Below are 25,748 nucleotides of genomic sequence, written 5' to 3'. Positions count from 1 at the left end.
GCGCTCCGGCGCCCAGAAACCTACCCCGCTCGCGAGGAACTACATGACCGCGCCCGCGTCCCAGGCACCCTCCCGCCCGACTCCCGCCGTCCCGAGACTGGACACGGTGGAGACCGCTGCGGCCACCCCTGATGAGGTGCAGCCGTACGGAGAACTCGGACTCAAGGAGGACGAGTACCAGCGCATCAAGGACATCCTGGGCCGCCGCCCCACCGCGGCCGAGCTCGCGATGTACTCCGTGATGTGGAGCGAGCACTGCTCCTACAAGTCGTCGAAGGTGCATCTGAGCAAGTTCGGCGAGAAGGTCACCGACGAGATGAAGGAGCACCTCCTCGTCGGTATCGGGGAGAACGCGGGCGTCGTCGACATCGGCGACGGCTGGGCGGTCACCTTCAAGGTCGAGTCGCACAACCACCCCTCGTTCGTCGAGCCCTATCAGGGCGCCGCGACCGGCGTGGGCGGCATCGTCCGCGACATCATCTCGATGGGCGCGCGCCCCGTGGCGGTCATGGACCAGCTGCGCTTCGGCGCCGTCGACCACCCCGACACGGCGCGGGTCGTGCACGGCGTCGTCTCCGGTGTGGGCGGCTACGGCAACTCGCTGGGCCTGCCGAACATCGGCGGTGAGCTCGTCTTCGACGGCTCCTACCAGGGCAACCCGCTCGTCAACGCCCTCTGCCTCGGCGTGCTGCGGCACGAGGACATCCACCTCGCCAACGCCTCCGGCCTCGGCAACAAGGTGGTGCTGTTCGGCGCCCGCACGGGTGGCGACGGCATCGGCGGCGCCTCGATCCTCGCGTCCGAGACGTTCGAGGACGGCGTCCCCGCCAAGCGCCCGAGCGTGCAGGTGGGCGACCCCTTCATGGAGAAGGTCCTCATCGAGTGCTGCCTCGAGCTGTTCTCGGCGAAGGTCGTGGAGGGCATCCAGGACCTCGGTGCCGCAGGCATCTCCTGCGCCACCTCCGAGCTCGCCTCCAACGGTGACGGCGGCATGCACGTCGACCTCGACGACGTGCTGCTGCGCGACCCCACCCTGAACGCCGGCGAGATCCTCATGTCGGAGTCGCAGGAGCGCATGATGGCGGTCGTCCGGCCCGACCAGCTCGACGCCTTCCTCGCGATCACCAGCAAGTGGGAGGTCGAGACCGCCGTCATCGGCGAGGTCAACGACTCCGGCCGGCTGACCATCGACCACCACGGCCAGCGCATCGTGGACGTCGACCCCAGGACCGTGGCGCACGAGGGGCCCGTGTACAACCGCCCCTACGCCCGTCCGTCCTGGCAGGACAGCCTGCAGGCCGACACGACGGTGGCGGCAGCCCTCGCCCGCCCGGCGACCGGGCCCGAGCTGCGCGAGACCGCACTGACGCTGCTGTCCTCGCCCAACCTGGCCTCCAAGGCGTGGGTCACCAACCAGTACGACCGGTTCGTCCAGGGCAACACGGCGCTCGCCCAGCCCGACGACAGCGGCGTGATCCGCGTCGACGAGACCACCGGGCTCGGCGTCGCGCTCGCGACCGACGCCAACGGTCGCTACGGCAAGCTCGACCCGCGGACCGGGGCCGCGCTGGCCCTGGCGGAGGCGTACCGCAACGTCGCCACGTCGGGCGCGAAGCCGCTCGCCGTGACGGACTGCCTCAACTTCGGCTCGCCGGAGCACCCCGACTCGATGTGGCAGCTCGTCGAGGCGATCGAGGGCCTCGCCGACGCCTGCCAGGAGCTCGGCGTGCCGGTCACCGGCGGCAACGTCTCGCTCTACAACGGCACGGGCGAGCCCGGCCAGATCGACTCGTCGATCCACCCCACCCCCGTGGTGGGCGTGCTGGGCGTGCTCGACGACGTCAGCACCGCGCTCTCGTCCGGCTGGCGGACCGAGGGGCTCTCGCTCCTCCTGCTCGGCACCACGCGGGACGAGCTCGACGGCTCGGCGTGGGCCGACGTCGTCCACTCGCACCTCGGCGGCCTGCCGCCGCGCGTGGACCTGGCCGCGGAGAAGGCTCTGGCCTCCGCGCTCGTGGAGGCCCGGAGGACCGGGCTCGCGGCTGCCGCGCACGACCTGTCCGAGGGCGGCCTGGTCCAGGCCCTGCTCGAGGCGTCGCTGCGGTTCGGCATCGGCGCGTCGGTGGCGCTCGAGGGGGTGACCGGCCGCGACAAGGTCGACCCGTTCGTGGCGCTGTTCGCCGAGTCGACCGGCCGTGTGATCGTCGCCGTCGACCCCGAGCACGAGAGCGAGCTGACGCACCTCGCCGAGGACGCCGGCGTACCGGTGCTCCGCCTCGGCAGCACCGGTGGCGACGCCGTGGTGATCGAGGGCCAGTTCGAGATCCCGCTGTCGGAGGCCCGCGAGGCCCACGAGGCCACTCTCCCGCGCATCTTCGGCTGACCGGAGACGCCCGGGCGGGTAGTCGGCAGAAGGTCAGGTGATCGGCAGCTCGTACTGCCGATCACCTGACCTTCTGCCGATCACCCGCGAAGGGGCCACACCCGCCGTCGCGCAGCCGGTAGGGTCCGGGAGTGCGATTTGTCCATGGCTTCATCTCGGTAGTGCTCTGGATCATCGCGATCCCCCTGCTTCTGGTGGCCGTTGCCCGGCTCCTTCCGTTCGACAACGTGGTCTCGCTGCCCCACCTCGTGGCGTTCACGCCGTGGGCGACGCTGCTGACGCTGCCGCTGCTGATCATCGTGCTGTTCGCCCGCCGCCGGGTGCTGACCCTGCTGCTCGCGGTGGCGATGGCCGGCTACGTGTACTGGACGGCGCCCTTCTTCGTGCCGCCGGACACGGCGTCGGCCGCCGACCCGGCCGATGCCGGGACGTTGCGGGTCATGACGATCAACGCCCTGTACGGGCAGGCCGACGCCCGGAGCGTCGTCGACCTCGTGGAGTCGCAGCACGTCGAGGTGCTCGCGGTCCAGGAGCTGACCCCCGCGTTCGAGGACGCCCTGGCGGACGCCGGCCTCGACGAGCTGCTGGCGCACAGCTTCACCGTGCCCGCCGACGACAGCCCGGCGGGCAGCGGTCTCTGGTCGTCCACGCCGCTGTCCGACGAGGAGGAGCTGCCGGGCACGAGCTTCGCCATGCCGTCGGCCCTCGTCGGCGTGGGTGGCACCGACGTCCGCGTCACGGTGGTGCACCCGCACCCGCCGATGCCCACGGAGATCACCACCTGGCGCACCGAGCTCGTCGAGCTGACCGAGCAGGCTCACGCGGACGACACACCGCAGATCCTGGCGGGCGACTTCAACGCCACCTACGACCATGCGACCTTCCGCGACCTGCTCGGCTCGCGCTTCTCCGACGCCACGCGTGAGTGGGGTGCGGGACCGGCGGTGACCTGGCCGGAAGCTGCCCAGGTGCCCCCGCTGTTCGCGCTGGACCACGTGGTGGTGGAGAAGGACATGCCCGTCTCCGACGTCGTCACGATGCAGGTCCCGGGCACGGACCACCGGGCGCTCCTGGCCACGGTCGTCGTCGAATAGCACAGTGACATCGCGCGGGGAGCGCGGAATCGGCCTATGTTCGCAGATGTGCCGACTCGTCAGATGCGCCTCGCGCCCGCCGCCCCCGACGACGTGAGCAGTGCCCTCGCGGCGCTCCGCGCCGAGGTCGGCCTGCCCGCGATGTTTCCGCAGGACGTTCTCGAGGAGGCGCGGGCAGCGGTCGAGCAGGACTTCTCTGCCGGCCGCACCGACCGCCGCGACATCGAGTTCGTCACCATCGACCCGCCTGGTTCCAAGGACCTGGACCAAGCGGTTCACGTGGAACAGTCGGGCGAGGGCTATGTCGTGCACTACGCGATCGCGGACCTGGGCGCCTTCGTGACGCCCGGCGGAGCGCTCGACCGTGAGGTGCGCAAGCGGGGCCTGACGGTCTACGGGCCTGACGCGCGCACCCCGCTGCACCCGAAGATCCTGTCGGAGGGCGCGGCGAGCCTCCTGCCCGAGGAGGACCGGCCGGCGGTCCTGTGGACGGTCACGCTGGACGCACGCGGCATCATCACCGGCGCCTCGCTGGAGCGGGTGCTCGTGCGCAGCCGCGAGCGGCTCACCTACGCCGAGGTGCAGTCGGCCCTCGACGCGGGCACGGCGAGCGAGTCCCTGCAGCTGCTGGCCGACGTCGGGCGCCTGCGCCAGTCGCTCGAGTCCGCCCGCGGCGGCGTCTCGCTGGAGGTGCCCGAGCAGGAGGTGGAGCGCCGCGAGGACGGCACGTACACGCTGTCGTTCCGCCGCAATCTGCCGGTCGAGGAGTGGAACGCGCAGATCTCCCTGCTCACGGGCATCGCGGCGGCCCACCTCATGCGTGAGGCGGGCGTCGGCATCCTGCGCACGCTTCCCGAGGCCGACCCGCGCGACGTGACCCGCCTGCGCCGCACGGCCCGTGCGCTGCGGATCGACTGGGCCGACAGCCTCCCGTACGCACGTCTGGTGCCGACGCTGGTGTCGCGGATCCCGGAGCACGCCGCGTTCCTCAACGAGGCGACGACGCTCTTCCGCGGGGCCGGCTACGTCGCGTTCGGCATGCCGGGGCCCGACGGCGCTCCCGTCCCGCCGCCCGAGAGCACCCGGCACGCCGCCATCGCCGCCGACTACGCGCACGTCACCGCCCCGCTGCGCCGCCTGGTGGACCGCTACGCGACAGAGGTCTGCCTCGCGGTCTCCGCGGGTACGGCAGTGCCCGCGTGGGTCCTGGAAGCCTTGCCGCACCTGCCCTCCGTGATGGCCGAGACCGGCCGTCGAGCCTCCTCGTTCGAGCGAGAGTGCGTCGACATCGTCGAGGCGTCGCTCCTCGCCGACCGGCTGGGCGAGGAGTTCGACGCCGTGGTGGTCGACGTCGACGACGACACCAAGGACGTGCAGCGCGGCCTGGTGGTGCTGCGCGATCCTGCCGTCCGCGCACGGGTGACGGCTACGCGGCTGCCGCTGGGCGACGAGGTGCGGGTCAGGCTCACCGAGGCCGATGTCGCCGAGCGCCGTGTCATGTTCACGCTGGTCGGCGAGCACGCGATCGACACGGCGCCCACGGCCGACCGGGCTGCGGGCACCGGCAGCCAGTCCAGGTCCGGCCGGACCGGCGCGTGGGGCGGCGGGCGCCGTTCCACGTCCGGCCCGCGGTCGGTGCCCGGGTCGCGATCGGCCGCCGGTGTGGCCCGACGCGCAGCCGCGCCCGCGCCGTTCGCCGCTCCTGTCGCCGATGGTCCGGTACCCGCGCACGGAAGGATCCTGCGGCCGGGCGTCCAGCCGGGGCCGACGACGGGCCCCGAGCCGAGCCCGCAGCCCCAGCCGAGCCCGAGCCCAGGACCGCGCCCGACGCCCCGGCCACGCCCGGCCCCGGAGCCGTATCCGCAGCCCACCCCGAGACCGCAGCCGGACGGCGAGGCCCAGGCCGCACAGGCTCCCCGGCACCCTGGTCACGGCATCAGCTACCCGCCGGTGCGGCGGCCCGTGCGCCCCCAGGTCCGCGACGAGATACCGCTGTCCGAGCCGTGGCCGCGGCACCTGCCCCCGAGCGGTTCACCCCGTCGGCTCGCGCCGCCGTCGTCGCAGCCGGTGCCCGCGGTCGGGGGCAGCGGGCTGCCGGACGTCGTGCACGTGGCGGAGTACCCCTCCGTGGCGTCGCTCGAGCTACCGGTGGTCGTGGCCGCGGATCTGCTCGCCGTGGAGGGCCCCGGCTCGGACGTCTACCGCTACTGACGCGGCGGTCCGCGATACTGGCTCCATGACCGACGCCGTCCTTGCTGCCCGGAGGGCAGGTGTGGCTGCCGCGGTCGGGCTCACCCTGCTGCTGACCGCCTGTACGCCGTCGGACGGGACCGAGGAGCTGAACAGCCTGTTCGACGAGGAGCAGACGAGCGAGGACGTGCTTCCCGGCCAGGCGCTCGACGACGTGTCGGTCGACGGCGAGACCACACGCCGTCTCGGCGCGGACGGCGACACGACGTTCTACGCGGCGCGTTCCAACGAGGGTGCCTCCACCTGCCTGGTCCTGGTCGACGGCGGTGGGAGCGGCGTCTCGGGCTGCACCATGGCGCCCAATCCCACGGGCACCGAGGTGGGAAACGGCACGGACAAGGCCATGTTCGTCGTGCCCGGTACCGACTTCACCAGCCTCGAGCGGTCCGGCTGGACACGGCTCGGCGACTTCCTGGCGGTGCAGTAGTGTCCCCGCGACGCCGGACGGACCCGGCGGCCGGACGCACCGCCGTGGCCGCCTGGACGCAAGGTGAGGCAGAGCGCCGTGCGGTGACCACTGCCGTGCGCTTCACGCTCGAGGAGCTCGCCGACCGTGCCCCCGGCAACTCGGTGGAGGTCCGCGTGCCCCCTGCGGGTGCCGTGCAGGCGGTCGCCGGTCCGCGCCACACGCGCGGCACGCCGCCGAACGTGGTCGAGACGGACCCGGACACCTGGCTCGGCCTGGCCACCGGCGTGGTGGCCTGGGCGGACGCCGTCGCGGACGGTCGCGTGCACGCCTCGGGCGAACGCTCGGACATCTCCCACCTGCTGCCGTTGACGGTCGAGCGCCGGGCGGTGCCCGGAAGGTCCGGCGACCCGAGGCCTCCGGAGGCTCGCGGGTGAACCGTGGCGCCGGCGGCGCGTGCAGGGCAGCGGATGTCGGCGACACCCGCTAGCCTCGGCGTCGATCTCGTGGATCGGTCGCGACACGGTTCACCCGGTGCGGGGACGCCAGTTCTCCCGGCCGGTGCTCGGCCGTAACCGCCGGTTCACGATGCAGTGATTGGTTGGTGGCGCTCGTGCCGGATCGCTCGCGCAACGGATGCGCGCCCGGCTGCGGGACCCCACAGGACATTCAGCAGCAGTGCACTCCAGCCCGACCTACCCGGGTCGGCTATTGCAGAAGGAGTCAGCGTGAGACCCAGCACGCTCCGGTCCCCGCGACCGAACCCCCGATCCCGTGCGAGAGCCGCCGTCGCAGTGGCTCTCTCCGCAGCGCTCGCCGCGCCTGCGACGGCGGCTTTCGCCGCACCCACGGCCGGAGACGGCCCGGACTCCGGGCACGTCGTCATCAGTGAGGCCTACCTCGTCGGCGGCAGCTCCGGCCAGCCGTACCGGAACAAGTTCGTGGAGCTGTACAACCCGACGGACGAGCCCGTCAGCGTCGACGGCTGGTCGGTCCAGTACAAGTCCGCGACGGGTGCGTCGTTCTCCGGCGTCACCGCGCTGAGCGGCACCATCGCCGCCGGTGGTCACTACCTGGTGCAGGGCGCCTCGAACGCGGCCAACGGTGAGCCGCTCCCCACGCCCGACGCCGTCGGCAGCCTCAACCCGAGCGGTACGGCCGGCGTCGTCGCGCTCGCGTCGCAGGCCACCGCCGTCACGCCCACCAAGGGCGCCGTGCCGGCCGAGGGCGCCGCGGGCGTCGTCGACCTGCTCGGTTACGGCACGGCCGACACGTTCGAGACCGCTCGGGGCCCGGCCGGGCAGGGCACCGGCGTCGTCGGGTCGCTGGAGCGCACCGGCGACGCGGGCGACAACTCGGCGGACTTCGTGTTCTCCGCCGAGGTGACCCCCGTCAACGGCGAGGGCTCGGAGCCCGAACCCAGCCCCACGCCGTCGGAGCCGACGGAGCCGACGGAGCCCGGCGAGGTCACCCCGATCGCCGAGATCCAGGGCACCGGTGACACCTCGCCGCTCGTGGGCGACACCGTGACGACCCGTGGTGTCGTCACGGCCGTCTACCCGACAGGCGGATTCAACGGCCTGTACCTGCAGACTGCCGGTACCGGCGGTGGCGAGGACCCGACGCCCGGCGCGTCGGACGGCCTCTTCGTGTTCTCGGCGGCGGCTGCCGCCGACCTGTCGGCCGGCGACCACGTGGAGGTGACCGGCACGGTCTCCGAGCACAACGGGCTGACGGAGCTCACCCCGTCGGCGGGCGGCTGGACCGTTCTGGACGAGCCGGCGACGGTTGAGCCGACCACGACTGCCTGGCCTGCCACCGCGGCCGAGCGCGAGGCGCTCGAGGGCATGCTCCTCGCGCCGCAGGGCGCCTTCACGGTGACGGACAACTACGACACGAACTACTACGGCTCCGTGGGCCTGGCCGCGGGCGACAGCCCGCTGGTGCAGCCCACGACCGCCGGCCGCCCGGGCTCGGCGGAGTACGACGCGCAGGTCGCGGACAACGCGGCGCGCGCGGTGCTGCTCGACGACGGCTCGTCGCTGAACTACAACTCGAACGCGAACAAGGCGAAGCCGCTGCCCTACCTGACCGGCGGTGCGCCGCTGCGGGTGGGTGCCGCGGTCACGTTCACCACGTCGGTGGTCCTCGACTACCGCTACGACGCGTGGGGCTTCCAGCCGCTGACGCACCTGACGCCCGACGTGGCGGAGACCGTGCAGCCGGCCACGTTCGAGAACACGCGCGAGGACGCGCCCGCCGACGTGGGCGGCGACCTGCGGGTCGCGACCTTCAACGTCCTGAACTACTTCAGCACCACGGGCGACGAGCTCTCGGGCTGCACCTACTACACGGACCGTGCGGGCGACCCCGTCACGGTCCGCGGCGGGTGCGACGCACGCGGTGCTGCCGAGGAGGAGGACCTGCAGCGGCAGCAGACCAAGATCGTCGCGGCGATCTCGGCGCTCGACGCCGACGTGGTCGCGCTGCTGGAGATCGAGAACACCGCCGCGCTCGGTGGGGCACGTGACCAGGCGCTGAGCGACCTCGTGGACGCGCTGAACGCCGCAGAGGGCGCCGGCACCTGGGCCTACGCGGCCTCTCCCGGCGGGGTACCCGCCGCGGAGGACGTCATCCGCAACGCCTTCGTCTACCGGACCGCCACGGCGGAGCCGGTGGGCGACTCGACGATCCTGGTCGGCGACGAGGCGTTCCAGAACGCCCGCCAGCCGCTGGCCCAGACGTTCCAGCCCGCGGGCGGCGCGACCGACGCCGGCGACGACGTGGTCGTGATCGCCAACCACTTCAAGTCCAAGGGCTCGGCCGGTCCGTGGCCGGGCGACCAGGACCAGGGCGACGGCCAGGGCAACTCGAACGAGTCCCGGACGCGCCAGGCGACCGCGCTCGCGAGCTTCGCGGAGGCGCAGGCCGCAGCCGCCGGGACCGACAAGGTCCTGCTGGTCGGCGACTTCAACGCCTACGAGCAGGAGGACCCGATCAAGGTCCTCACCGACGCCGGCTACACGAACCTCGGTCCTGCCACCGGCGAGTACACCTACACCTTCGGCGGCATGGTCGGCTCGCTCGACCACGTGCTGGCCTCCCCGGCTGCCGCGGACCTGGTGACCGGCACCGACATCTGGAACATCAACGCGTACGAGCCGGTGGCGAACGAGTACAGCCGGTACAACTACAACGCGTCGATCCTCTACGACGAGACGCCGTTCCGGTCGTCCGACCACGACCCGGTCCTGGTGGGTCTGGACCTCGGCGGCACGACCACCGAGCCCGGCTCCGTCGATCTCGACCTCGTGGCCATCAACGACTTCCACGGTCGCATCGACCAGAACACCGTGAGCTTCGCGGGCACGGTGGAGGAGCTGCGGGCCCAGAATCCCGACGGCACCGCGTTCGTCTCGGCGGGCGACAACATCGGCGCCTCGCTGTTCGCGTCCGCGCTGCAGCAGGACCGGCCCACCCTCGACGTGCTGAACGCGCTCGGTCTGAAGACCTCGGCCGTCGGCAACCACGAGTTCGACCAGGGCATGGCGGACCTCACCGGCCGCGTCGCCGACGCCGCCGACTGGGACTACCTCGGCGCCAACGTCTACGACGCCTCGGGTGAGCCCGCGCTGCCCGAGTACCAGGTCGTCCCGGTGGACGGCGTCGACGTCGGCTTCGTCGGCGTGGTCACGGAGGAGACGCCCACGCTGGTCACGCCCTCGGGTATCGAAGGGCTCGAGTTCGGCGATCCGGTCGAGGCGATCAACCGGGTCACGGAAGAGCTGCTGGACGGCGACGCCGCGAACGGCGAGGCCGACCTGGTCGTGGCACTCGCGCACGACGGTGCCGGCGCGGGCACGCCCGACGGCGCCACGCTGGAGGAGGAGGTCGCCGCGGGCGGCCCGTTCGCCGCGCTGGTGCAGGACACCGACCCGCGTGTCGCCGCCATCTTCACCGGCCACACGCACAAGCAGTACGCGTGGGACGCGCCGGTCCCGGGCTCGGCGGGGGAGACCCGGCCGGTCGTCCAGACCGGCAACTACGGTGAGTTCCTGGGTCACGTCTCCCTGACGGTCGACACGGAGTCGTTCGACGTCACCGACTACACCGTCGAGAACGTGGCGCGCTCCACCACCCCGGCCGCCGAGCTGATCGCGACGTACCCGGCGGTCGCGGAGGTGGACACCATCGTGGACGCCGCGCTGGCCGAGGCCGAGAAGATCGGTGCGGAGCCGATCGGTGAGGTGACCGCCGACGTCACCACGGCCTTCGCGGGCGGCTCGTACGCGGACGGCGTCTACACCGGCGGCAACCGCGACGACCGCGCGTCGGAGTCGGCGCTGGGCAACCTCGTGGCGAACTCGCTGCGCGACTCGCTCGCGAGCGACGAGCGGGGTGGTGCCGACATCGGCGTCGTGAACCCCGGTGGTCTGCGCAACGAGCTCTACCACGGCGAGGACGGCGTCATCACGTACGCCGAGGCCAACGCGGTGCTGCCGTTCGTCAACAACCTGTGGACGATCACGCTGACGGGGGCGCAGCTGGACGCGCTGCTCGAGGAGCAGTGGCAGACCGACGCGAACGGCAACCGCCCGTCGCGCCCGTACCTGGCGCTGGGCCTGTCGGACAACGTCTCGTACACCGTGAAGACCGCCGACCCGAACGCGGCACCCGGCGACAACGTCTCGTCGATCACCATCGACGGCGTGCCGGTCGACCCGGCCGCGGAGTACCGCGTCGCGACCTTCTCGTTCCTGATCTCCGGGGGCGACAACTTCCGGACCTTCACCGAGGGCACGGACGGTCGCGACTCGGGACTGGTGGACCGCGACGCGTGGATCTCGTACCTGCAGAGCTCCTCGCCCATCACGCCGAGCTTCGCCCGCACCCGCACGGTCGCCACGACCCTGCCGGGCACGGTCAAGGCCGGCGCCTCGACCGACGTCAGCCTGTCGGGCCTGGACCTGACCTCGCTCGGCGCTCCGCAGAACACCGCCGTCGAGACCTTCCTGGTCCCGTCCGGCGGGGCGGTGTCGGACGGCGTCTCGCTCGGTACCAGCACGGTCTCCGGGGGCGCGACGTCGGCGTCGGTGACCGTCCCGGCGGGCACGGCACCCGGCGCGTACCAGCTCCTGGTGGAGGCGTCGCCGTCGGGCACCACCGCCCGGCTGCCCGTCACCGTCGAGGCGGCGGACCCCGTGGAGCCGGTCGCTCCCGCGTGGCAGCCGTGGAAGCTGTACTGGTGGGGCGACACCGTCTCGTACAAGGGCAAGGTCTACGTGGCGACCCGCCCGACGATCCTCCAGATCCCGGGTGCGTGGAAGCACGGCCCCTGGAAGCTCGTGAAGTAACCCTCCGCCGAGGTAGTCATCCGGCGAAGTCGGATGACTACCTCGGCGAGGGGACGCGTACCCTGGTTTCGTGAGTGAAACCCAGGCACCGAGCGACTCCTCCGACGACGTGGAGGTGCGCGACGTCATCGACCCGGCCACCGTGCGCCGGGCTCCGCGGTACAAGGCGTTCTTCTGGACGGGCGCTCTGGTCGGGATCGTCCTCGGGCTGGCCCTCTCGCTCTACCTGGTGAACTCACCGTCCGGCGCGGCGATGATGAAGCCCGGCGTGTACATCACGGTGCTGACCGCCTTCGTCACGATGGTGACCACCCTCCTGGCCGGCCTCTTCGCGGTCATCGCGGACCGCCGGAGCCTGCGCGGGCGCTGACACAGAGGTCACAGACCGGCCTGACGACTTCGATCCGGTCGCATGGGATACTCGGAACATGCCTCTGCGCGGAGATGGCCGACTGAACCACGACCTCATGCCCGGCGAGAAGGGCCCCCAGGACGCATGCGGCGTCTTCGGGGTCTGGGCACCTGGCGAGGAGGTCGCCAAGCTCGCGTACTTTGGTCTGTACGCCCTGCAGCACCGCGGACAGGAGTCCGCGGGCATCGCCACCAGCAACGGTGAGCAGATCCTCGTCTACAAGGACATGGGGCTCGTTTCCCAGGTCTTCGACGAGACGGCCCTGAACGCCCTGACCGGCCACATCGCCGTCGGGCACTGTCGGTACTCCACCACGGGTGGGGTGACCTGGGAGAACGCTCAGCCCACGCTGGGCGCGACGGCGTCGGGCACGGTGGCGCTGGGCCACAACGGCAACCTGACCAACTCGGCTGACCTCGTCAACCTCGTGGCCGAGCGCTACGGCGCGCAGCGCCGGGGCGAGCTCGCCCGGGGCAACACGACGGACACCGCCCTCATCACCGCGCTGTTCGCCGGTGACGCGGACCGGACGCTCGAGGCCACGGCGCTGGAGGTGCTCCCGCGTCTGCGCGGCGCCTTCTCCCTGGTCTTCATGGACGAGAACACCCTGTACGCGGCGCGCGACCCGCAGGGCGTGCGCCCGCTCGTCCTCGGCCGCCTCGACCGCGGCTGGGTCGTCGCCAGCGAGACCCCGGCCCTGGACATCGTGGGCGCGTCCTACGTGCGCGACGTCGAGCCGGGCGAGCTCATCTGCATCGACGCCGACGGCATGCGCTCGGAGCGCTTCGCCGAGGCGGAGCGGGCCGCCTGCGTCTTCGAGTACGTCTACCTGGCCCGCCCCGACAACACCATCAACGGCCGCTCGGTGCACTCGGCACGCGTCGAGATGGGGCGTCAGCTCGCGCGCGAGCACCCCGTCGACGCCGACCTCGTGATCCCGACGCCGGAGTCCGGCACGCCGGCCGCCGTCGGCTACGCGGCGGAGTCGGGCATCCCGTTCGGGCAGGGCCTCACGAAGAACGCCTACGTGGGCCGTACCTTCATCCAGCCGTCCGACACGCTGCGGCAGCTCGGCATCCGGCTGAAGCTCAACCCCTTGCGCGAGGTCATCAAGGGCAAGCGCCTCGTGGTGGTCGACGACTCCATCGTGCGCGGCAACACGCAGCGCGCCCTGATCCGCATGCTGCGCGAGGCGGGCGCCGCCGAGGTGCACGTGCGTATCTCGTCGCCCCCGGTGAAGTGGCCGTGCTTCTACGGCATCGACTTCGCCTCACGTGCGGAGCTCATCGCGAACGGCCTGGGAGTCGACGAGATCGGGCAGTCGCTCGGCGCCGACAGCCTCGGCTACATCACGACCGAGGGCATGATCGCCGCGACCGAGCAGCCCAGCTCGCAGCTCTGCGCCGCGTGCTTCACGGGCAAGTACCCGATCGAGCTGCCGCCGGACGACCAGCTCGGCAAGCACCTCCTCGAGCAGGCCGAGCTGCCGCTCGGGCCGCCCGAGGACGGTCTCAAGCACCTCGCCGTGCGCACCGGTGGCTCGACCGCGCTCGACCACCCGTGACCACGCAGCTTCACCAGCCACACCGCTTCACCCGCCCCGACCACCCTCATGGAGCACCAGTGACATCCGAAGGCCTGACGTACGCCGCTGCCGGCGTCGACACCGAGGCGGGCGATAAGGCCGTCGAGCTCATGAAGGACGCCGTGCGCCGCACGCAGGGTCCGGCCGTGCTCGGCGGCGTGGGCGGCTTTGCCGGCCTCTACGACCTGTCGGCCTTCCAGGGCTACCGCGCGCCACTGCTGGCGACGTCCACGGATGGCGTCGGCACCAAGGTCGCGATCGCCCAGGCGATGGACAAGCACGACACGATCGGGTTCGACCTGGTCGGCATGGTCGTCGACGACATCGTCGTGATGGGCGCCAAGCCGTTGTTCATGACCGACTACATCGCCACGGGCAAGGTGGTGCCCGAGCGGATCGCGGACATCGTGCGCGGCATCGCCCAGGCCTGCGAGGTGGCGGACACCGCCCTCGTGGGCGGTGAGACCGCCGAGCACCCGGGCCTCCTGGAGCCGGACGAGTACGACGTCGCGGGGGCGGCGACGGGCATCGTAGAGGCCGACAAGGTCCTGGGTCCGGACCGGGTGCAGCGGGGCGACGTGCTGATCGCGATGGCGTCCAGCGGACTGCACTCCAACGGGTACTCGCTCGTACGCGCAGTGATCAAGCAGGCGGGCTGGGCCCTGGACCGGCACGTGGACGAGCTGGGCCGTGCACTGGGCGAGGAGCTGCTGGAGCCGACACGCGTCTACGCGGCGGACTGCCTGGCGCTGGCCGCGGACGAGACGGCACAGGTTCACGCGTTCACGCACGTGACCGGCGGCGGGCTCGCCGCGAACCTGGCACGGGTTCTTCCGGCAGGGCTGGTGGCCACGGTCGACCGGGCGTCCTGGGACGTGCCGGCGGTGTTCCGCATGGTGCGCGACCTCGGCGGCGTGCCGAACCGGGACCTGGAGAACACCCTGAACCTGGGCGTCGGCATGGTGGCGGTCGTGGGCGCTGACGGCGCGGACGCGGCGCTCGCCCGGCTTTCCACGCTGGGCGTGCCTGCGTGGACGCTGGGGAGCGTCGATACCCTGGATGCCACCACGGCGCAGGAGAACCTGGTCGCAGGAACGAAGGGTGTGTCCGGCGGTGCGGTCAGACTGGTGAACGACTACCGACCGTGACGTGCTGAAAGCCCGGTCGAGGACCGGGCTTGGGGGCCGGCGCAGACGCGCCGGCACCCTCAGCGCGTATTACCGTTCTTGCTCTGCCCAGTCGGAGTACCTGTTGTCGTACTCCTCGTCCTCCGGCGACTCCCACCGCGACTCTGTCGCCACATCCGTGTGGGAACCCCCGCTGAGCTCCTGCTCGAGGGCGTGATAATTGGTGTCCGGGCTGTAGTACTTCAGCGCGCGAGCAACCTTGGTCTGCTTTGCCTTCTGACGGCCGCGGCCCATGGCTCCGACCCCCTCAACGTAGGAGCGGGGCGGCACCGTGCATGGACGTGCGGCCCCGTGGCGTTTCGTCTGTCCAGGTTCCAACGTTACATGCTGGTACGACGTTTCTTCCAGTCCGTGAGCGTGATTCGTCCCATCCGCCGATGTGACATTCAGATCGTTCGGGCTTCGCCTCTGCTCGCCGACCCCTTCGGCCGCTTGACTGTCACTTGACACTCGGTTTGCCACAAGCGGACCTGTGGTGGTGGGGGTCCCGGGCCCCGGCCTGTTGCGGGCCATCTCACCCGCATAGCCGGGGGTATCCACCTTCGACGCTTTACCGATGCCTCAGCGATGCACGGATGTCTGCCGGGCATGGTGGGGGAGCGGTGATGTGTACGGCGGGCGCGGGGAGCGGATGCCGCCGTCGGCGTGTCGCACGTGTCCGAGACTCGCCCGAAACGGGCGCGCGTGGCGAGGAGCGGAGAAAGTGAGGAAATAAACCCCGTCCCCAAGTCGCCTAAATCCCGTTTGCTGCTAACAATGGTGCAAGAGCGGGTGTCGTCAACCGCCTGGTACGGCCAGGCCGGCACCGTTCCGGAGGAGGTGCGGGGATGTCCATCCACGGAGAATCCGAGGTCCTGCTCACGCCTGCCGAGGTAGCGAGCTTGTTCCGTGTTGACCCAAAGACAGTAACGCGTTGGGCAAAAGCGGGAAAGCTCTCGTCGATCCGGACACTTGGCGGTCACCGCCGCTACAAGGAGTCCGAGGTACGGGCGCTGCTCGGTGCGGCAGCGGACAGCTCGGGCGACTCTGACAACTAGTCGGACGTCGTTGACGGATTGGTCGGCAAGTAGGACGAAGGCGCGCCGGGTGCTGCCCCCCAGCTCAGCCCCGCGCGCGCCTGAGTACAGCGGTCACGGCAACTGCCGTGCCGAGGACCACTAGACCGAGCGTGGCTCCTATCAGAACCTTGGCGTTGCGGGCCCGGCGCGGATCTTGCGCCGGGCCATTCTTGTTGCCGAACGCACCGGTGGCCATCGCGCCGGCGTCGCTCGCGGCCTGCTTGGCCTCGCGCGCGATACGGGAGGCCTGATAGCTCGGGCTCAGGCGGGTCGTCAGCTCGTCGATGGCTGCGGCGAGATCCGCACGGGTGCGGACAACCTCGGCCTCGAGCTCCTGGCTGCTCGGCGGCGGTGTCGGTGTGCTCATCGGTGCATCCCCTCCTTGATCGACGCGACGTCGTCCTTGACCCGCTGGACGCTCTCGGGCTTGGCGGTGCCCTTCTTCAGCAGCTGCACACCGGCCAGAGCGAGGACGGCGATCACGAGCAGCATGAAGCCGCCTATGGTGAGCGCTGACAGCCAGAGCGGCCAGACGGTCCCCAGGCCGAACACGGCGGCCAGGAGCAGTACTCCGACCGCGTAGACCAGGATCAGGAGAGCGAAGACCAGCAGTCCGATGCCGATGCCGGACTTCTTCGCCTTCTCGGCAAGTTCCGCCTTGGCGAGCGCGATCTCCGCCCGCACGAGCCGAGACGCCTGCTCGGAGATCTGTTCGACGAGCTTCCCCAGTGATGTGGGCTTCTCGGGCTCCGGCGTGCCTGCCGGGGTGCCACCTGCTGCCCCCGTGTGGCTGTCGATCTTCACGTCCTCGATCATCTGCCCTCCCGTGCCGCCGATTTCGGCCTGCGCCGCTGAGGACAACTCAACAGGCCAAGTGGGCATGGGGCAATTCCTGGCGCGGCGTGGCTTCGAAGAAAAGAGATGAAGGGAACCACGCTCGAATGGGCATTTACTGGAAGGAATTGCCTTGGAGTCGTCTGAGGACGATGTTCACGGCTACTGGGAAGCGCGGCTTCGGGGCGTGAACATCAGCGTGCGAGCGATCTCGACCGATTCCTGTGCGGTTCCTGCGACGAAAGGACATGGCCATGATCTCCAGCGGGCCACGACAGCTCAGCCTGGCACGCCGCCCCAGGTGACGAGCTGGACCGCGAGGACGGTGACGAGGAGCAGGCCGCCGAGCGCCCACACGGCCACGAAGGCATTGCGTCGACCGACGGTCAGCACGAGGGCGGTCACTGCGCTGTAGCTCAGCGAGATGACGATCGCGGAGAGGAACGCAGGGGTGAAGCGGGCTTGCGGTGAACAACCAGGCGGAGGGGGGTAGACCAGCGCGCACGCCGTTCCTGGTTCGGGTGGGTAGGCGAGGGCCCAGATGTTCACGAGCGCCCAGACGGCGATCCCGGCAGCGGCGACGAGCTCGAGCGCGAGCAGGACTGCGCGGAGCGTGTCGGTGGTGTCATGGCCGTTCGCGTTCGCGTCTCCCACGGTTCGAGAGCCTAGCCGGGCGCGCGCTGCGACGACGAGCCTCGCGCTGCTCTACTCTCGCCGGATGAGGACACGAGCGTCGTTGGCGTTGCTCATCGGCGGTTCGACGCTTGCTGTGGGGGGAGCGGTGGTGTCGTTCATCTACGTCCTGCAGCCCTGGCGCACCTGCCCGGACGACGACGTCCCTGCTGGCTGCCCGATGCTCCCGGACGACGCAGCGATCCTGACGGTGGCCATGATCGTGGCGGTGCTGGCGACGGTGATGGCAGGTGTCGGCGCTGCGATCCGGAAACGACACGACGACTGAGCTCACTCATTCGGTGACCAGGTCGTCTTGGGGGTCATCCGGAGAAACGCAGAACCCCCGGAACCGTGTGGTTCCGGGGGTTCTTGGCTGTGGCTCCGACCGGCGTCGATCCGGTGACCTTTCGATTTTCAGTCGAACGCTCTACCAACTGAGCTACAGAGCCCTAGCGCGAACGCCCGGATAGTCGAGATCGACAACCCGGGCGCCTCTCGCGCGACCCTGACGGGACTTGAACCCGCGACCTCCGCCGTGACAGGGCGGCGCGCTAACCAGCTGCGCTACAGGGCCTTGGACGCTAACCCGCATCCGGGGGGCTCGTTCCGAACCGTGAGAACCCTAACCCATCCCGGGCCCGAATCTGAAATCAGATTCGGACTCCGGCTGGATGACCTGCCTCACAACTGCCGAAACAAAGCTCTGACGAGCCCCTTCGTACCCCCAACGGGATTCGAACCCGTGCTACCGCCGTGAAAGGGCGGGGTCCTAGGCCGCTAGACGATGGGGGCTGGGACCTGGCAAGTCTACATTCGCTCGGCGGCCCCGCTGCACAGTCCACGAAGTGGTCCCGAACCGACCCCGGTCAGGGATGATGGGTGCGTGGTGGAGATGACGCGAGAGGACTTCGAGACGGCGGTCAGCGAGGGGCTGGACCTCGTTCCGCCGGACCTCGCGGCGCAGATGGACAACGTGGTGGTGCTCGTCGAGGACGACGCCCCCGCCGAGGATCCAGAGCTGCTCGGGCTCTACGAGGGGGTGCCGCTCACGGAGCGGGACCACATGTGGGCCGCGGGCGCCCTGCCGGACCGCATCACGATCTTCCGCAACCCGACGCTCGCGTTCTGCGAGACGCGCGAGGACGTCGTCGAGGAGGTGGCCGTGACCGTGGTCCACGAGATCGCCCACCACTTCGGGATCGACGACGAACGGCTGCACGAGCTCGGCTGGGCATGATGAAGCCGGCCCTGCGAAGCGGTGCTTCGCAGGGCCGGCTCCAGCCCACGGGGGCCATGCACCTCAGTACGAGGTGCGGTACTCCCAGTGCCAGGCCTCAGGCTTGCTGCCGCCCGCCTGGGCCCAGGTGGGCAGCTTCCAGCCGTACTTCCCGGCGTGGGCGACCATCCAGGCGTGCTCGGCCGTGCCGAACGACTGGACGCCGCCGGACAGGTCGACTGCCTGGCCCCAACCATGGTTGGAGGTGCCGGGCACGGCCGCGAGGCCGCCCTTGCTGGCGGCGACTGCCAGCTGCTCCGCGTAGGAGCGGTACCCGTCGGTCACGTCGAGGTTCCGGCCGAAGGCCGCCCGGAAGGCGCCGTTCAGGGTCTCGAGCTCTGCGGCTGCATCGCACCGCAGCTGCTCGCCGCCCGCCCAGCTCAGACCGCAGAGCACGTCCGACGGGATCTCGCCGTTGCCATAGCGCTTCGCGGCCCGGGTCATCTCTTTCGCCTCGGCGACGCGGGCAGCGGCCTTCTCCCGTGCCTCGACGGCGGCACGTTCGGCGGCGCGAGCCGCACGGGCCTCGCGTGCCTTCACGGCGGCCTTCTTCGCCGCCTTGATCTCCTCGGGCGTCGGACCCGCCTTGACGGACACGACCGCGTCGCCGTCGGCCCGGGTGAGGAGCCGCTGGAGCGACGTCGTCGCCTTCTCGATGGAGGCGGCCGATGGCGACGCCGCGGCGGCGGACGTCTCGGTGGCTGCCTCGGAGCTGGGACCCTGCGCGTCGGCGGTCATGTCGACCGCGTCCGCGAGCGGGGTCTCGAGGATCGGGAGCTCGGTGGCCGCCTGCTCGCTGACCGGGGTGACCCCGGTGACGGCGCCGGCCAGGTTGGTCGGCGCGGTGGCCGCGGCCCCCGGGTCGGCCTCGGTGGTCTCCTTCGCGACCGCGTCACGGGCGGAGCTGTCCGCCGCCCGCTCGGCGAGCGGGGCGCGCGCGCCGTCCCGGGATGCGGCAGGAGCCTGCCGCACACCGGCGATGGTCGTGCCGGACGCGTCACGAGCCTGTTCCAGCGTGGACCGCAGCTTCTGGGCGGCCGCACCGAGCCGCTTGCGCTCCTTGCCGCCGAGGTCGCCCTCACGGGTCATGTAGTCCGCGTCGGTCAGGACGGCGTTCGCCTTCGCTGCGGCGGCCCGCACTGCGGGGTCGGCGTCCGTCATGCCGCCGAGAGCCATGGCGTTCGGCGCTGTGCCCCGCTCGGTCGCTGCGGGGGTGCTCGCGGAGGCGCCGTCGTTCCCGGTCAGGCTGACCGCCGCTGTGGCGGTCAGCGCCACGGAGGTGAGTGCGGCGGCTATCGCGAGGGACGAGCGGCGGACCAGAGGATGAGGTGAGCGTTCGATGACGGCGGCATGCGCCCCCCGTGTGCCCGGCCGCCGCGTGCGGCGGGGGACGAGAGCGTGGTCGCCGGAGGTCAAGGACACACCTGACGCTCGAGGACAAGGACAAAGCGCGCCGTACGGGGCGCGACGGGGTTCGGCGTCTGGGGCACGCTGAGCTTCCGTTTCTGCGGCGGGGGCACGGCGGCACCGTGAGGGACTGATCCCTCTGACGGACGGTGACGAGTGCGCCGACTGCTGTCGGGCCACGGGGCGCGACAGCAGTCGCGGCGGTCATGGCGGTCGCCGCGTGGAACCGGGCCAGAAGGCCCAGGGGGTTGGTTCCATGCGGCGACATTCAATGCTGAACGACCGTCCAAGAGTTATGTAACCCCCTCCATGGAGGCGTGCCTCACAAAAACTGAGCGCAGATGGTGGTGCCGGCGTGAAGAGGCGACAACCCGGGGTGTGCGCGCTCACATTGATGGGCGCAGGACCATGCGTGAGACTTCGGGCATGGCCCATCACGAACAGGCCGCGAACGGGTCCGTGCCCACCCCTGCCGGACAACCCGTCACCGTGTCCATCCACCGCATCGTCAACCCCGACCACGTTCCCGAGGTCACCCGCTGGGTGCAGGCGGGCGTCAACCTCGCCAACCGCTGGCCCGGCTTTCTCGGCTCGGGCTGGATCCGCGCCGCCGAGGGATCCCGCGACTGGCACATGCTCTACCGCTTCGCCGACGCCGACCGGCTCGCGGCCTGGGAGCAGTCCGCCGAGCGCCGTGACTGGCTGGCGCAGGGCACCGGCCTCGTCGAGGAGCTGCGCTACCAGCAGCGGACGGGCATCGAGGGCTGGTTCGACGACCCGACGCGGATGGACGAGCCGGACGACGTCGCCGCCGCCGTCGTGCCGCCCCGGTGGAAGCAGGCGACGAGCATCTGGCTCGGGTTCTTCCCGGTGAACCTGCTCTTCACCGCTCTGTTCGCCTACCTGGTGCCCGGGTGGGACGACGTGGCGCTCGTGCTCAAGGTGCTGATCTCCACCCTGGTCCTGACGCCGATCATGGCGTACTGGGTGCTCCCCTGGGTGACCCGCCGCCTGCACGGCTGGTTGCACCGGGCGTAGCCCACGCGGCGCGGGTCACACCCGGGTGGCGACCACGCGAGGAGCCGGTGCGCGCCGGGGCCGCCGCAGCCGGATCCCGCCACGGCCCGGGGCGGACCCGACCGCCGGGCGGTCGGTCCGCCCGGCGAGCCAGCCCGCGAGCCGCTCCGGACGGTCGGTGATGACGGCGTCGACGCCGGCGCCCTCGTCGGTGTCGACGAGAGTGGTCCACGCGGCCGGGTCGTTCGCCGTCCAGGACATGACCCGCAGGCCGGCGGCGTGCAGCCGGGACACCAGCCGTGGACTGTTCGCCACCGCCGCGACCGAGGGGTTGCAGGCGACGACCCGGAGCCGCTCGCAGAGCCGCAGCAGCCCGGGTGGGTCGAACGAGACGAGCAGGCCGCCCGGCAGGTGGGGCGCGACGTCGCGCACGGTGGCGACCGTGCCCGGCCAGAAGCTCTGCACGAGCACCCGGTCGTCAAACCCCGCGGCGGCGATCGTGGCGGTGACCCGTTCGACCTGCGCCGTGCTCCACGAGCCCTTGAGCTCGAGCAGCAGGTCCGTGCCCGGGTGGCGGGCCAGCACGCCCAGCACGTCGGCGAGGCTCGGCACACGCTGGCCGGTGAACGCGGGAGAGAAGCGTGAGCCGGCGTCCAGCCCGAGCACCTCGTCCGAGGTCAGGGCCGAGACCTTGCCGGTGCCGTCGGTGGTGGCGTCGACGGTCTCGTCGTGGATCACGGCGCCCACGCCGTCGGCGGTGGGCTGGAGATCGACCTCGACGGCGTCCGCGCCCGCGCGGCACGCGGCCTCGACCGCGGCGAGCGTGTTCTGCGGCGCTACCGCGGAGTATCCGCGGTGGGCGATGACTGCGGGACTGGCGACGGCCATGCTGACCTCCGGGTCTGCGGTTCACTCACCACGCTAGGCCGACCTCGCGCGGCTTCCCAGTGGGCGCCGTGCGAATTCCGGGAGTGTTCCGGGACAGTTCACCGCCCGGCCCCGAGGGCGCCGTGTCGGCCACCCGGGCGAAACCCACCGGATGCGCGGATTCTCAGCGCCGGGTGGTTTCATGTGCGCCATGGTCCGACCTGTCACCCCCGCCTCGGCCGGCTTCCGTGCCCGCGGGGCCCTCGTAGCCGTGGCCGCTCTCGTCCTGCTCGCCGGCTGCTCGGCGGACGGCGAGGCCGACGCCGGAGCGAGCGCGTCGCCGTCGAGCAGCGTGAGCGCCGCGCCCTCTTCGCGGCCTGACCCGGACGCGCCGCTGGACGCGAACCAGGCGTGCGCCGCGATGTACGTCGACGGCGGCAAGACGCTCGAGGAGCGCATCGGTACGGCGCTCGTGGGAGCGAGCGACGGGCTCGACGGCACGTCGGCCGACCAGATGCATGCGATGGCGATGGAGCTCGGGCGGCTCGAGCCGCGTGTGCCCGAGGAGTTCCAGGGCCCGCTCGAGAAGATCCGGGTGCCGTTCCTGCAGCTGCAGGAAGCGCTCGACCTGGCGGACGGCGGGCAGGTCGAGCTCGACATCGCCTCGACCGTCGCCGGCCTCAAGGAGTACGAGAAGCTCTGCTGACTTCCTCGAAGATGCCCTGGCCGGGCGTGAGCACGCGGCGGGGGTCGTAGCGGTCCTTGGCCTTGCGCACCGCGGGCCAGCGGTCGCCGTAGTGGGCGCGCCAGTCGGCCGGGCTCAGGTGCAGGGCGTTCACCGGGTAGTTGGTGCCGCCGACGGCTCGGACCTTGGCGTACAGCGCGTCGTTCTCGGCGATGAGGCGCTCCGCCTCCGCGTCGTCGGGCGGGCTCACCGCGCGCAGCAGCGCGAGCAGGAAGAACACCGGGCCCTCGGGGACCATCACCTGGGGGCGTGAGACCAGTGACCGGTTGGTCGGGTAGAGCAGGGCGACGCCGCCGGCGTCGGCCGGGGTGAGCGTGGTGAGGAGTTCCGTGGCGATCTGGTCGACCGCCGTGTCGGGGACGAACACGTTGATCCAGGGGCAGGGCAGGCGGAGCGCCTCGACCTGCTCGACGGTCTCGTAGATGCGGTTCAGCCAGTCGAAGAACGGCAGGTCCACGACGTCGATCCCGGAAGGCGCGAGGCCGGCCACCAGGGCGTCGTCGTCGGGCAGCTCGCTCGTGAACCACGCCCCGCCCTCCAGGACGAACGCGAAACCGTCGTCGTCGGTGGGGACGAGCTGGCCCTCCAGGTAGTCGAAGCGGCCGTCGGCCAGGGCCGTGCGCTGGGCCGCCGTCAGGTCGGTGACCTGCGGATAGGTCAGCGTGTAGACGCGAGCCATGGCCGGGGCCGCCTCGAGCCGGACCGTCGCGCGCACGATGACGGCGAACTGGCCGAGCCCGCCGAGCACCGCCTCGAACAGGTCGCGCTCGTGGTCGGCGGAGCAGGTCACGAGATGGCCCTCACCCGTGACCACCTCGAGCTCGATCGTGTTGTCGACGATCAGCCCGTGGTGCTGGGAGGCGCCGCCGATGCCGCCGGCGCTCAGCGTGCCGCCCACCGACAGGCCGAGGTAGTCCGTGGTGACGGGGGGCGCGACGCCGTCCGCCAGGGCGGTGCGGACCAGGTCGAGCCACTGCACCCCGGTGTCGACCACTGCCCGGTCCGGTGCGATCGAGTGGATGGTGGCGAGGGTGCGGGAGTCGATGACGACGCCGCAGTCGGCCTGCGCCTGGCCGAACGTCGAGTGACCCTGCCCGCGCACCGCGACCGTGAGGCCGTACTCGTTCGCGAACCGCACCACCGCGACGACGTCGTTCACGGAGCCCGGCCGCAGCACCGCCCGCGGGCGGTTGTGGACCAGGTGCCCGTAGTCGGTGGCCGCCTCCGTGAGGGAGGCGTCGTCCGTGACGAGCTCGCCGTCGAGGTGAGGGATCCGGACCGCCCCGGCGTTCTCCGGGTAGCTGGTGAGCCAGTGCGACGTCACCGGATCGAACGCGACGACGGCGGCGCTTGCCAGGAATGTGCGGCGGTCGAGCTGTGTCATGTGAGCCCCTCAGCCTCGGGTGGGCGTCCACGGTACCGGTCGCGTAGCGCACAGTGGTGCGCGTTCCGTGGATGTCTGTGTGGTGTGGCCCGGCTGTGGCCTCCACCGCGAGGGTCCGGGTCAGGATGAACGGGCTGATGACGACGCTGTCACGGTGGGCCCCCCGGGGATCGAACCCGGAACCCGCGGATTAAAAGTCCGCTGCTCTGCCAGTTGAGCTAGAGGCCCGCGCGCCCGGGATCCGGGTGGCGCGAGTAGAAAGCCTACCGGTCAGGTGCGCCGACGGCGTCGAGCCGCCCGGCGGGGCACGGTACGGCCTCTGCTCGCGGCTGTCATGTGCTGTCTCACCCACCGGGAGATATCGGGCTAAATGCGTCTCACGCTTGCGGTGAGGGAGTGGGCTTGGTTCGGTGGTCGGGACCGCGGAGAACCAATGTGAGGAGCTCAACGTGCTCACCGTGACCGACAATGCCCGTACGGCCGTCCAGGACCTCGCTCAGCAGGCTGGAGTGCCGGTCGAGGGCGGGCTGCGCATCGCGCAGGCGTCCGGCCAGCCCGGCAACTTCGAGCTCGCGCTGGTTCCGGCCCCCCAGCCTGACGACCAGGTCGTCGACGCCTCGGGTGCCACCAACGTGTTCGTCGAGGCTCAGGCCGCTCCTGCCCTGGAGACGCTGACCCTGGACACCGACCCCGGTGCCGAGGGCCCAGGTTTCGTGCTCACGCCCAAGGCGTGACTCCCGGCGCCCTTGACCGGGTGCCGATGTGATCGACGAGCCCCTGCGCGGCTGCCGGCCAGGCAGCCGCACAGGGGCTCGTCGTCGTTCTGAGGCCTGTCACTGGCCTCGGAGCGGTTCCGTCCGGCGGCGGACGCCTAGAGCGCGACGCCGAGGATCCATGCCCCGCCGAGCGCCAGCGCACCCAGCGTGACCAGCAGGAACATCGACACCCAGAACAGGCCGGCGACACCGGTCAGGCGCGCGAGCATGTCAGCGTCGGACGTCCGGGCGCGGCCGCGGGAGCGCTGGATCTGCAGCTCGAACACCGGGCGTACCGCGCCGAGCAGGAGGAACCACGTCACGGCGTAGGCGACGGCGCTCTGCACCGTGGGCTCCAGGAACCAGGTGACGAATACGAGCGCGGTGCCGCTGACGAGGATCGACCAGAGCCCGAACCAGTTGCGGATCTGCAGGAGCAGCAGCGCGAGGAGTGCCACGAGCAGCCACAGCAGCCCGACGGCGTAGCCGAGCTTGAGCAGCCACGCGGCACCGAGGCCGATGATGCCCGGCCCCACGTAGCCGGCGAACGCCGTGATGACCATGCCCGGACCGCGGGGCTTGCCGCGGGAGACGGTGAGGCCGGAGGTGTCGGAGTGCAGCCGGATGCCCTCGAGCTTGCGGCCCGTGAACAGGGCGGCGAGGCCGTGCGACGCCTCGTGGGCGATGGTGATGACGTGTCGCGTCACGTGCCACAAGGGCCGGAACAGGACGACGACCAGGGCGATCGCGCACATGCCGAGCACCATCACGTTCGACGGCGGGTCCACGGGGGTGACCGCGTTGGTCCAGATGGTGCCGAGCACGTCGCCGATGGCGGCGAACGGCCCGGCGGAGCTGGTCGCTGCGGGAATCATGCGCCACATAGAACCACACCGAACGTGACGTGCGCCGCAGCCACCGTCACCAGGACATGAGATAGTTGGTGGTCGTGGGCGGCTTCAGCTGCCCGACGTCGTGGCCCCGGCCCGGGTTAGCAACCCGCCGCCCGGTGTGAGCACGGCGGACCACCGGCGCGAACCGCGCTGCCACCGAGCCCGA

The 25,748-nt window shown here is 71.2% G+C and carries 23 protein-coding genes and 4 tRNA genes; 15 read left to right on the top strand and 12 right to left on the bottom strand.

The window, feature by feature from the left end; all coding sequences use genetic code 11:
* The first annotated feature begins 43 nt into the window (after nt 1-43).
* The 9 genes from purL (at nt 44) to purM (ending at nt 14,632) form a co-directional block, all read left to right on the top strand.
* Nucleotides 44-2,383: a phosphoribosylformylglycinamidine synthase subunit PurL gene (gene purL, locus LUM46_RS01380; RefSeq protein WP_274991785.1), complete on the top strand. Its 2,340-nt coding sequence runs from the start codon at nt 44-46 to the stop codon at nt 2,381-2,383.
* A gap of 131 nt (nt 2,384-2,514) precedes the next feature.
* Nucleotides 2,515-3,477, top strand: a complete 963-nt coding sequence (locus LUM46_RS01375; protein ID WP_274991784.1) for an endonuclease/exonuclease/phosphatase family protein — start codon at nt 2,515-2,517, stop codon at nt 3,475-3,477.
* A 48-nt stretch (nt 3,478-3,525) separates the two neighbouring features.
* Nucleotides 3,526-5,688 (top strand): RNB domain-containing ribonuclease, encoded by a 2,163-nt coding sequence (locus LUM46_RS01370; protein ID WP_274991783.1) that lies wholly within the window; start codon nt 3,526-3,528, stop codon nt 5,686-5,688.
* A 25-nt stretch (nt 5,689-5,713) separates the two neighbouring features.
* The gene (locus LUM46_RS01365) at nt 5,714-6,154 is read left to right on the top strand and encodes a hypothetical protein (protein ID WP_274991782.1); all 441 of its coding nucleotides are present in this window, start codon (nt 5,714-5,716) and stop codon (nt 6,152-6,154) included.
* A complete protein-coding gene (locus LUM46_RS01360; protein ID WP_274991781.1) occupies nt 6,154-6,570 on the top strand; it encodes a sterol carrier family protein in 417 nt (138 codons plus the stop codon). The genes LUM46_RS01365 and LUM46_RS01360 overlap by 1 nt, the downstream gene beginning before the upstream one ends.
* A 357-nt stretch (nt 6,571-6,927) precedes the next feature.
* On the top strand, nt 6,928-11,487 hold the full coding sequence (locus LUM46_RS01355) for an ExeM/NucH family extracellular endonuclease (RefSeq protein WP_274991780.1): 4,560 nt from the start codon (nt 6,928-6,930) through the stop codon (nt 11,485-11,487).
* Between the two features lie 70 nt (nt 11,488-11,557).
* Nucleotides 11,558-11,857 carry a hypothetical protein gene (locus LUM46_RS01350; RefSeq protein ID WP_274991779.1) on the top strand — a complete coding sequence of 100 codons (300 nt, stop codon included), beginning with the start codon at nt 11,558-11,560 and terminating at the stop codon, nt 11,855-11,857.
* 58 nt (nt 11,858-11,915) lie between these two features.
* Nucleotides 11,916-13,463: an amidophosphoribosyltransferase gene (purF, locus tag LUM46_RS01345; RefSeq protein WP_274991778.1), complete on the top strand. Its 1,548-nt coding sequence runs from the start codon at nt 11,916-11,918 to the stop codon at nt 13,461-13,463.
* 59 nt (nt 13,464-13,522) lie between these two features.
* A complete protein-coding gene (purM, locus tag LUM46_RS01340) occupies nt 13,523-14,632 on the top strand; it encodes a phosphoribosylformylglycinamidine cyclo-ligase (RefSeq protein WP_274991777.1) in 1,110 nt (369 codons plus the stop codon).
* Nucleotides 14,633-14,701: 69 nt separating this feature from the next.
* Here purM and LUM46_RS01335 read toward each other — a convergent pair whose 3' ends face one another.
* Complete coding sequence (locus LUM46_RS01335; RefSeq protein ID WP_274991776.1) at nt 14,702-14,905, bottom strand: DUF3073 domain-containing protein; 204 nt, start codon at nt 14,903-14,905, stop codon at nt 14,702-14,704.
* 593 nt (nt 14,906-15,498) lie between these two features.
* Between LUM46_RS01335 and LUM46_RS01330 the strand changes: the two genes are divergently transcribed.
* Entirely contained in the window at nt 15,499-15,708 is a 210-nt protein-coding gene (locus tag LUM46_RS01330) for a BldC family transcriptional regulator (RefSeq protein WP_108495333.1), read from the top strand.
* A 64-nt stretch (nt 15,709-15,772) separates the two neighbouring features.
* Here the strand turns inward: LUM46_RS01330 and LUM46_RS01325 are convergent, their stop codons facing one another.
* The 3 genes from LUM46_RS01325 to LUM46_RS01315 all read right to left on the bottom strand — a co-directional run bounded on the left by LUM46_RS01325 (nt 15,773) and on the right by LUM46_RS01315 (nt 17,217).
* Nucleotides 15,773-16,096, bottom strand: a complete 324-nt coding sequence (locus tag LUM46_RS01325) for a DUF3618 domain-containing protein (protein ID WP_274991775.1) — start codon at nt 16,094-16,096, stop codon at nt 15,773-15,775.
* Entirely contained in the window at nt 16,093-16,545 is a 453-nt protein-coding gene (locus tag LUM46_RS01320) for a phage holin family protein (RefSeq protein ID WP_274991774.1), read from the bottom strand. Before LUM46_RS01320 ends, LUM46_RS01325 begins: the two co-directional genes overlap by 4 nt.
* A 297-nt stretch (nt 16,546-16,842) precedes the next feature.
* Nucleotides 16,843-17,217, bottom strand: a complete 375-nt coding sequence (locus LUM46_RS01315) for a hypothetical protein (protein ID WP_274991773.1) — start codon at nt 17,215-17,217, stop codon at nt 16,843-16,845.
* A 64-nt stretch (nt 17,218-17,281) separates the two neighbouring features.
* Between LUM46_RS01315 and LUM46_RS01310 the strand changes: the two genes are divergently transcribed.
* Nucleotides 17,282-17,524 carry a hypothetical protein gene (locus LUM46_RS01310; RefSeq protein ID WP_274991772.1) on the top strand — a complete coding sequence of 81 codons (243 nt, stop codon included), beginning with the start codon at nt 17,282-17,284 and terminating at the stop codon, nt 17,522-17,524.
* A 90-nt stretch (nt 17,525-17,614) separates the two neighbouring features.
* Here LUM46_RS01310 and LUM46_RS01305 read toward each other — a convergent pair.
* The 3 genes from LUM46_RS01305 to LUM46_RS01295 form a co-directional block, all read right to left on the bottom strand.
* A tRNA-Phe gene (locus LUM46_RS01305) sits at nt 17,615-17,687 on the bottom strand.
* Between the two features lie 51 nt (nt 17,688-17,738).
* Nucleotides 17,739-17,812: transfer RNA gene (locus LUM46_RS01300), tRNA-Asp, on the bottom strand.
* A 145-nt stretch (nt 17,813-17,957) separates the two neighbouring features.
* Nucleotides 17,958-18,030: transfer RNA gene (locus tag LUM46_RS01295), tRNA-Glu, on the bottom strand.
* Between the two features lie 100 nt (nt 18,031-18,130).
* On the opposite strand from LUM46_RS01295, the gene LUM46_RS01290 reads away from it, so the two are divergent.
* Complete coding sequence (locus tag LUM46_RS01290) at nt 18,131-18,475, top strand: metallopeptidase family protein (RefSeq protein WP_274992060.1); 345 nt, start codon at nt 18,131-18,133, stop codon at nt 18,473-18,475.
* A 63-nt stretch (nt 18,476-18,538) separates the two neighbouring features.
* Here LUM46_RS01290 and LUM46_RS01285 read toward each other — a convergent pair whose 3' ends face one another.
* A complete protein-coding gene (locus tag LUM46_RS01285; RefSeq protein ID WP_274991771.1) occupies nt 18,539-19,930 on the bottom strand; it encodes a M15 family metallopeptidase in 1,392 nt (463 codons plus the stop codon).
* Nucleotides 19,931-20,347: 417 nt separating this feature from the next.
* Between LUM46_RS01285 and LUM46_RS01280 the strand changes: the two genes are divergently transcribed.
* Entirely contained in the window at nt 20,348-20,959 is a 612-nt protein-coding gene (locus LUM46_RS01280; RefSeq protein WP_274991769.1) for an antibiotic biosynthesis monooxygenase, read from the top strand.
* 15 nt (nt 20,960-20,974) lie between these two features.
* Here the strand turns inward: LUM46_RS01280 and LUM46_RS01275 are convergent, their stop codons facing one another.
* Nucleotides 20,975-21,826: a glycerophosphodiester phosphodiesterase gene (locus tag LUM46_RS01275; RefSeq protein ID WP_274991768.1), complete on the bottom strand. Its 852-nt coding sequence runs from the start codon at nt 21,824-21,826 to the stop codon at nt 20,975-20,977.
* A 190-nt stretch (nt 21,827-22,016) separates the two neighbouring features.
* On the opposite strand from LUM46_RS01275, the gene LUM46_RS01270 reads away from it, so the two are divergent.
* Nucleotides 22,017-22,511: a hypothetical protein gene (locus LUM46_RS01270; RefSeq protein ID WP_274991767.1), complete on the top strand. Its 495-nt coding sequence runs from the start codon at nt 22,017-22,019 to the stop codon at nt 22,509-22,511.
* On the opposite strand, the gene LUM46_RS01265 is transcribed toward LUM46_RS01270, so the two are convergent.
* Together LUM46_RS01265 and LUM46_RS01260 are read right to left on the bottom strand one after the other, a co-directional pair.
* On the bottom strand, nt 22,486-23,934 hold the full coding sequence (locus LUM46_RS01265; protein ID WP_274991765.1) for an FAD-binding protein: 1,449 nt from the start codon (nt 23,932-23,934) through the stop codon (nt 22,486-22,488). The genes LUM46_RS01270 and LUM46_RS01265 overlap by 26 nt on opposite strands.
* A 155-nt stretch (nt 23,935-24,089) precedes the next feature.
* A tRNA-Lys gene (locus LUM46_RS01260) sits at nt 24,090-24,162 on the bottom strand.
* A 221-nt stretch (nt 24,163-24,383) separates the two neighbouring features.
* Here LUM46_RS01260 and LUM46_RS01255 point away from each other — a divergent pair.
* The gene (locus LUM46_RS01255) at nt 24,384-24,668 is read left to right on the top strand and encodes an iron-sulfur cluster biosynthesis family protein (protein ID WP_129782914.1); all 285 of its coding nucleotides are present in this window, start codon (nt 24,384-24,386) and stop codon (nt 24,666-24,668) included.
* A gap of 137 nt (nt 24,669-24,805) precedes the next feature.
* Here the strand turns inward: LUM46_RS01255 and LUM46_RS01250 are convergent, their stop codons facing one another.
* Nucleotides 24,806-25,573, bottom strand: a complete 768-nt coding sequence (locus tag LUM46_RS01250; protein ID WP_274991763.1) for a M50 family metallopeptidase — start codon at nt 25,571-25,573, stop codon at nt 24,806-24,808.
* Nucleotides 25,574-25,748 lie beyond the last annotated feature (175 nt).

Origin of the sequence: Promicromonospora iranensis (genome assembly GCF_028994805.1) — a bacterium.
GTDB classification, from domain to species: domain Bacteria; phylum Actinomycetota; class Actinomycetes; order Actinomycetales; family Cellulomonadaceae; genus Promicromonospora; species Promicromonospora iranensis.
Note: the sequence above shows the minus strand (reverse complement) of the source record. Positions and strands in the feature narration are given on the sequence as shown.

Coding starts and splice junctions, on each gene's coding strand:
- LUM46_RS01270 (WP_274991767.1), top strand. CDS start 22,017: ATGGTCCGACCTGTCACCCCCGCCTCGGCCGGCTTCCGTGCCCGCGGG.
- LUM46_RS01330 (WP_108495333.1), top strand. CDS start 15,499: ATGTCCATCCACGGAGAATCCGAGGTCCTGCTCACGCCTGCCGAGGTA.
- LUM46_RS01335 (WP_274991776.1), bottom strand. CDS start 14,905: ATGGGCCGCGGCCGTCAGAAGGCAAAGCAGACCAAGGTTGCTCGCGCG.
- purL (WP_274991785.1), top strand. CDS start 44: ATGACCGCGCCCGCGTCCCAGGCACCCTCCCGCCCGACTCCCGCCGTC.
- LUM46_RS01365 (WP_274991782.1), top strand. CDS start 5,714: ATGACCGACGCCGTCCTTGCTGCCCGGAGGGCAGGTGTGGCTGCCGCG.
- LUM46_RS01275 (WP_274991768.1), bottom strand. CDS start 21,826: ATGGCCGTCGCCAGTCCCGCAGTCATCGCCCACCGCGGATACTCCGCG.
- LUM46_RS01325 (WP_274991775.1), bottom strand. CDS start 16,096: ATGAGCACACCGACACCGCCGCCGAGCAGCCAGGAGCTCGAGGCCGAG.
- LUM46_RS01265 (WP_274991765.1), bottom strand. CDS start 23,934: ATGACACAGCTCGACCGCCGCACATTCCTGGCAAGCGCCGCCGTCGTC.
- purF (WP_274991778.1), top strand. CDS start 11,916: ATGCCTCTGCGCGGAGATGGCCGACTGAACCACGACCTCATGCCCGGC.
- LUM46_RS01320 (WP_274991774.1), bottom strand. CDS start 16,545: ATGATCGAGGACGTGAAGATCGACAGCCACACGGGGGCAGCAGGTGGC.
- LUM46_RS01250 (WP_274991763.1), bottom strand. CDS start 25,573: ATGTGGCGCATGATTCCCGCAGCGACCAGCTCCGCCGGGCCGTTCGCC.
- LUM46_RS01310 (WP_274991772.1), top strand. CDS start 17,282: ATGAGGACACGAGCGTCGTTGGCGTTGCTCATCGGCGGTTCGACGCTT.
- LUM46_RS01280 (WP_274991769.1), top strand. CDS start 20,348: ATGGCCCATCACGAACAGGCCGCGAACGGGTCCGTGCCCACCCCTGCC.
- LUM46_RS01290 (WP_274992060.1), top strand. CDS start 18,131: ATGACGCGAGAGGACTTCGAGACGGCGGTCAGCGAGGGGCTGGACCTC.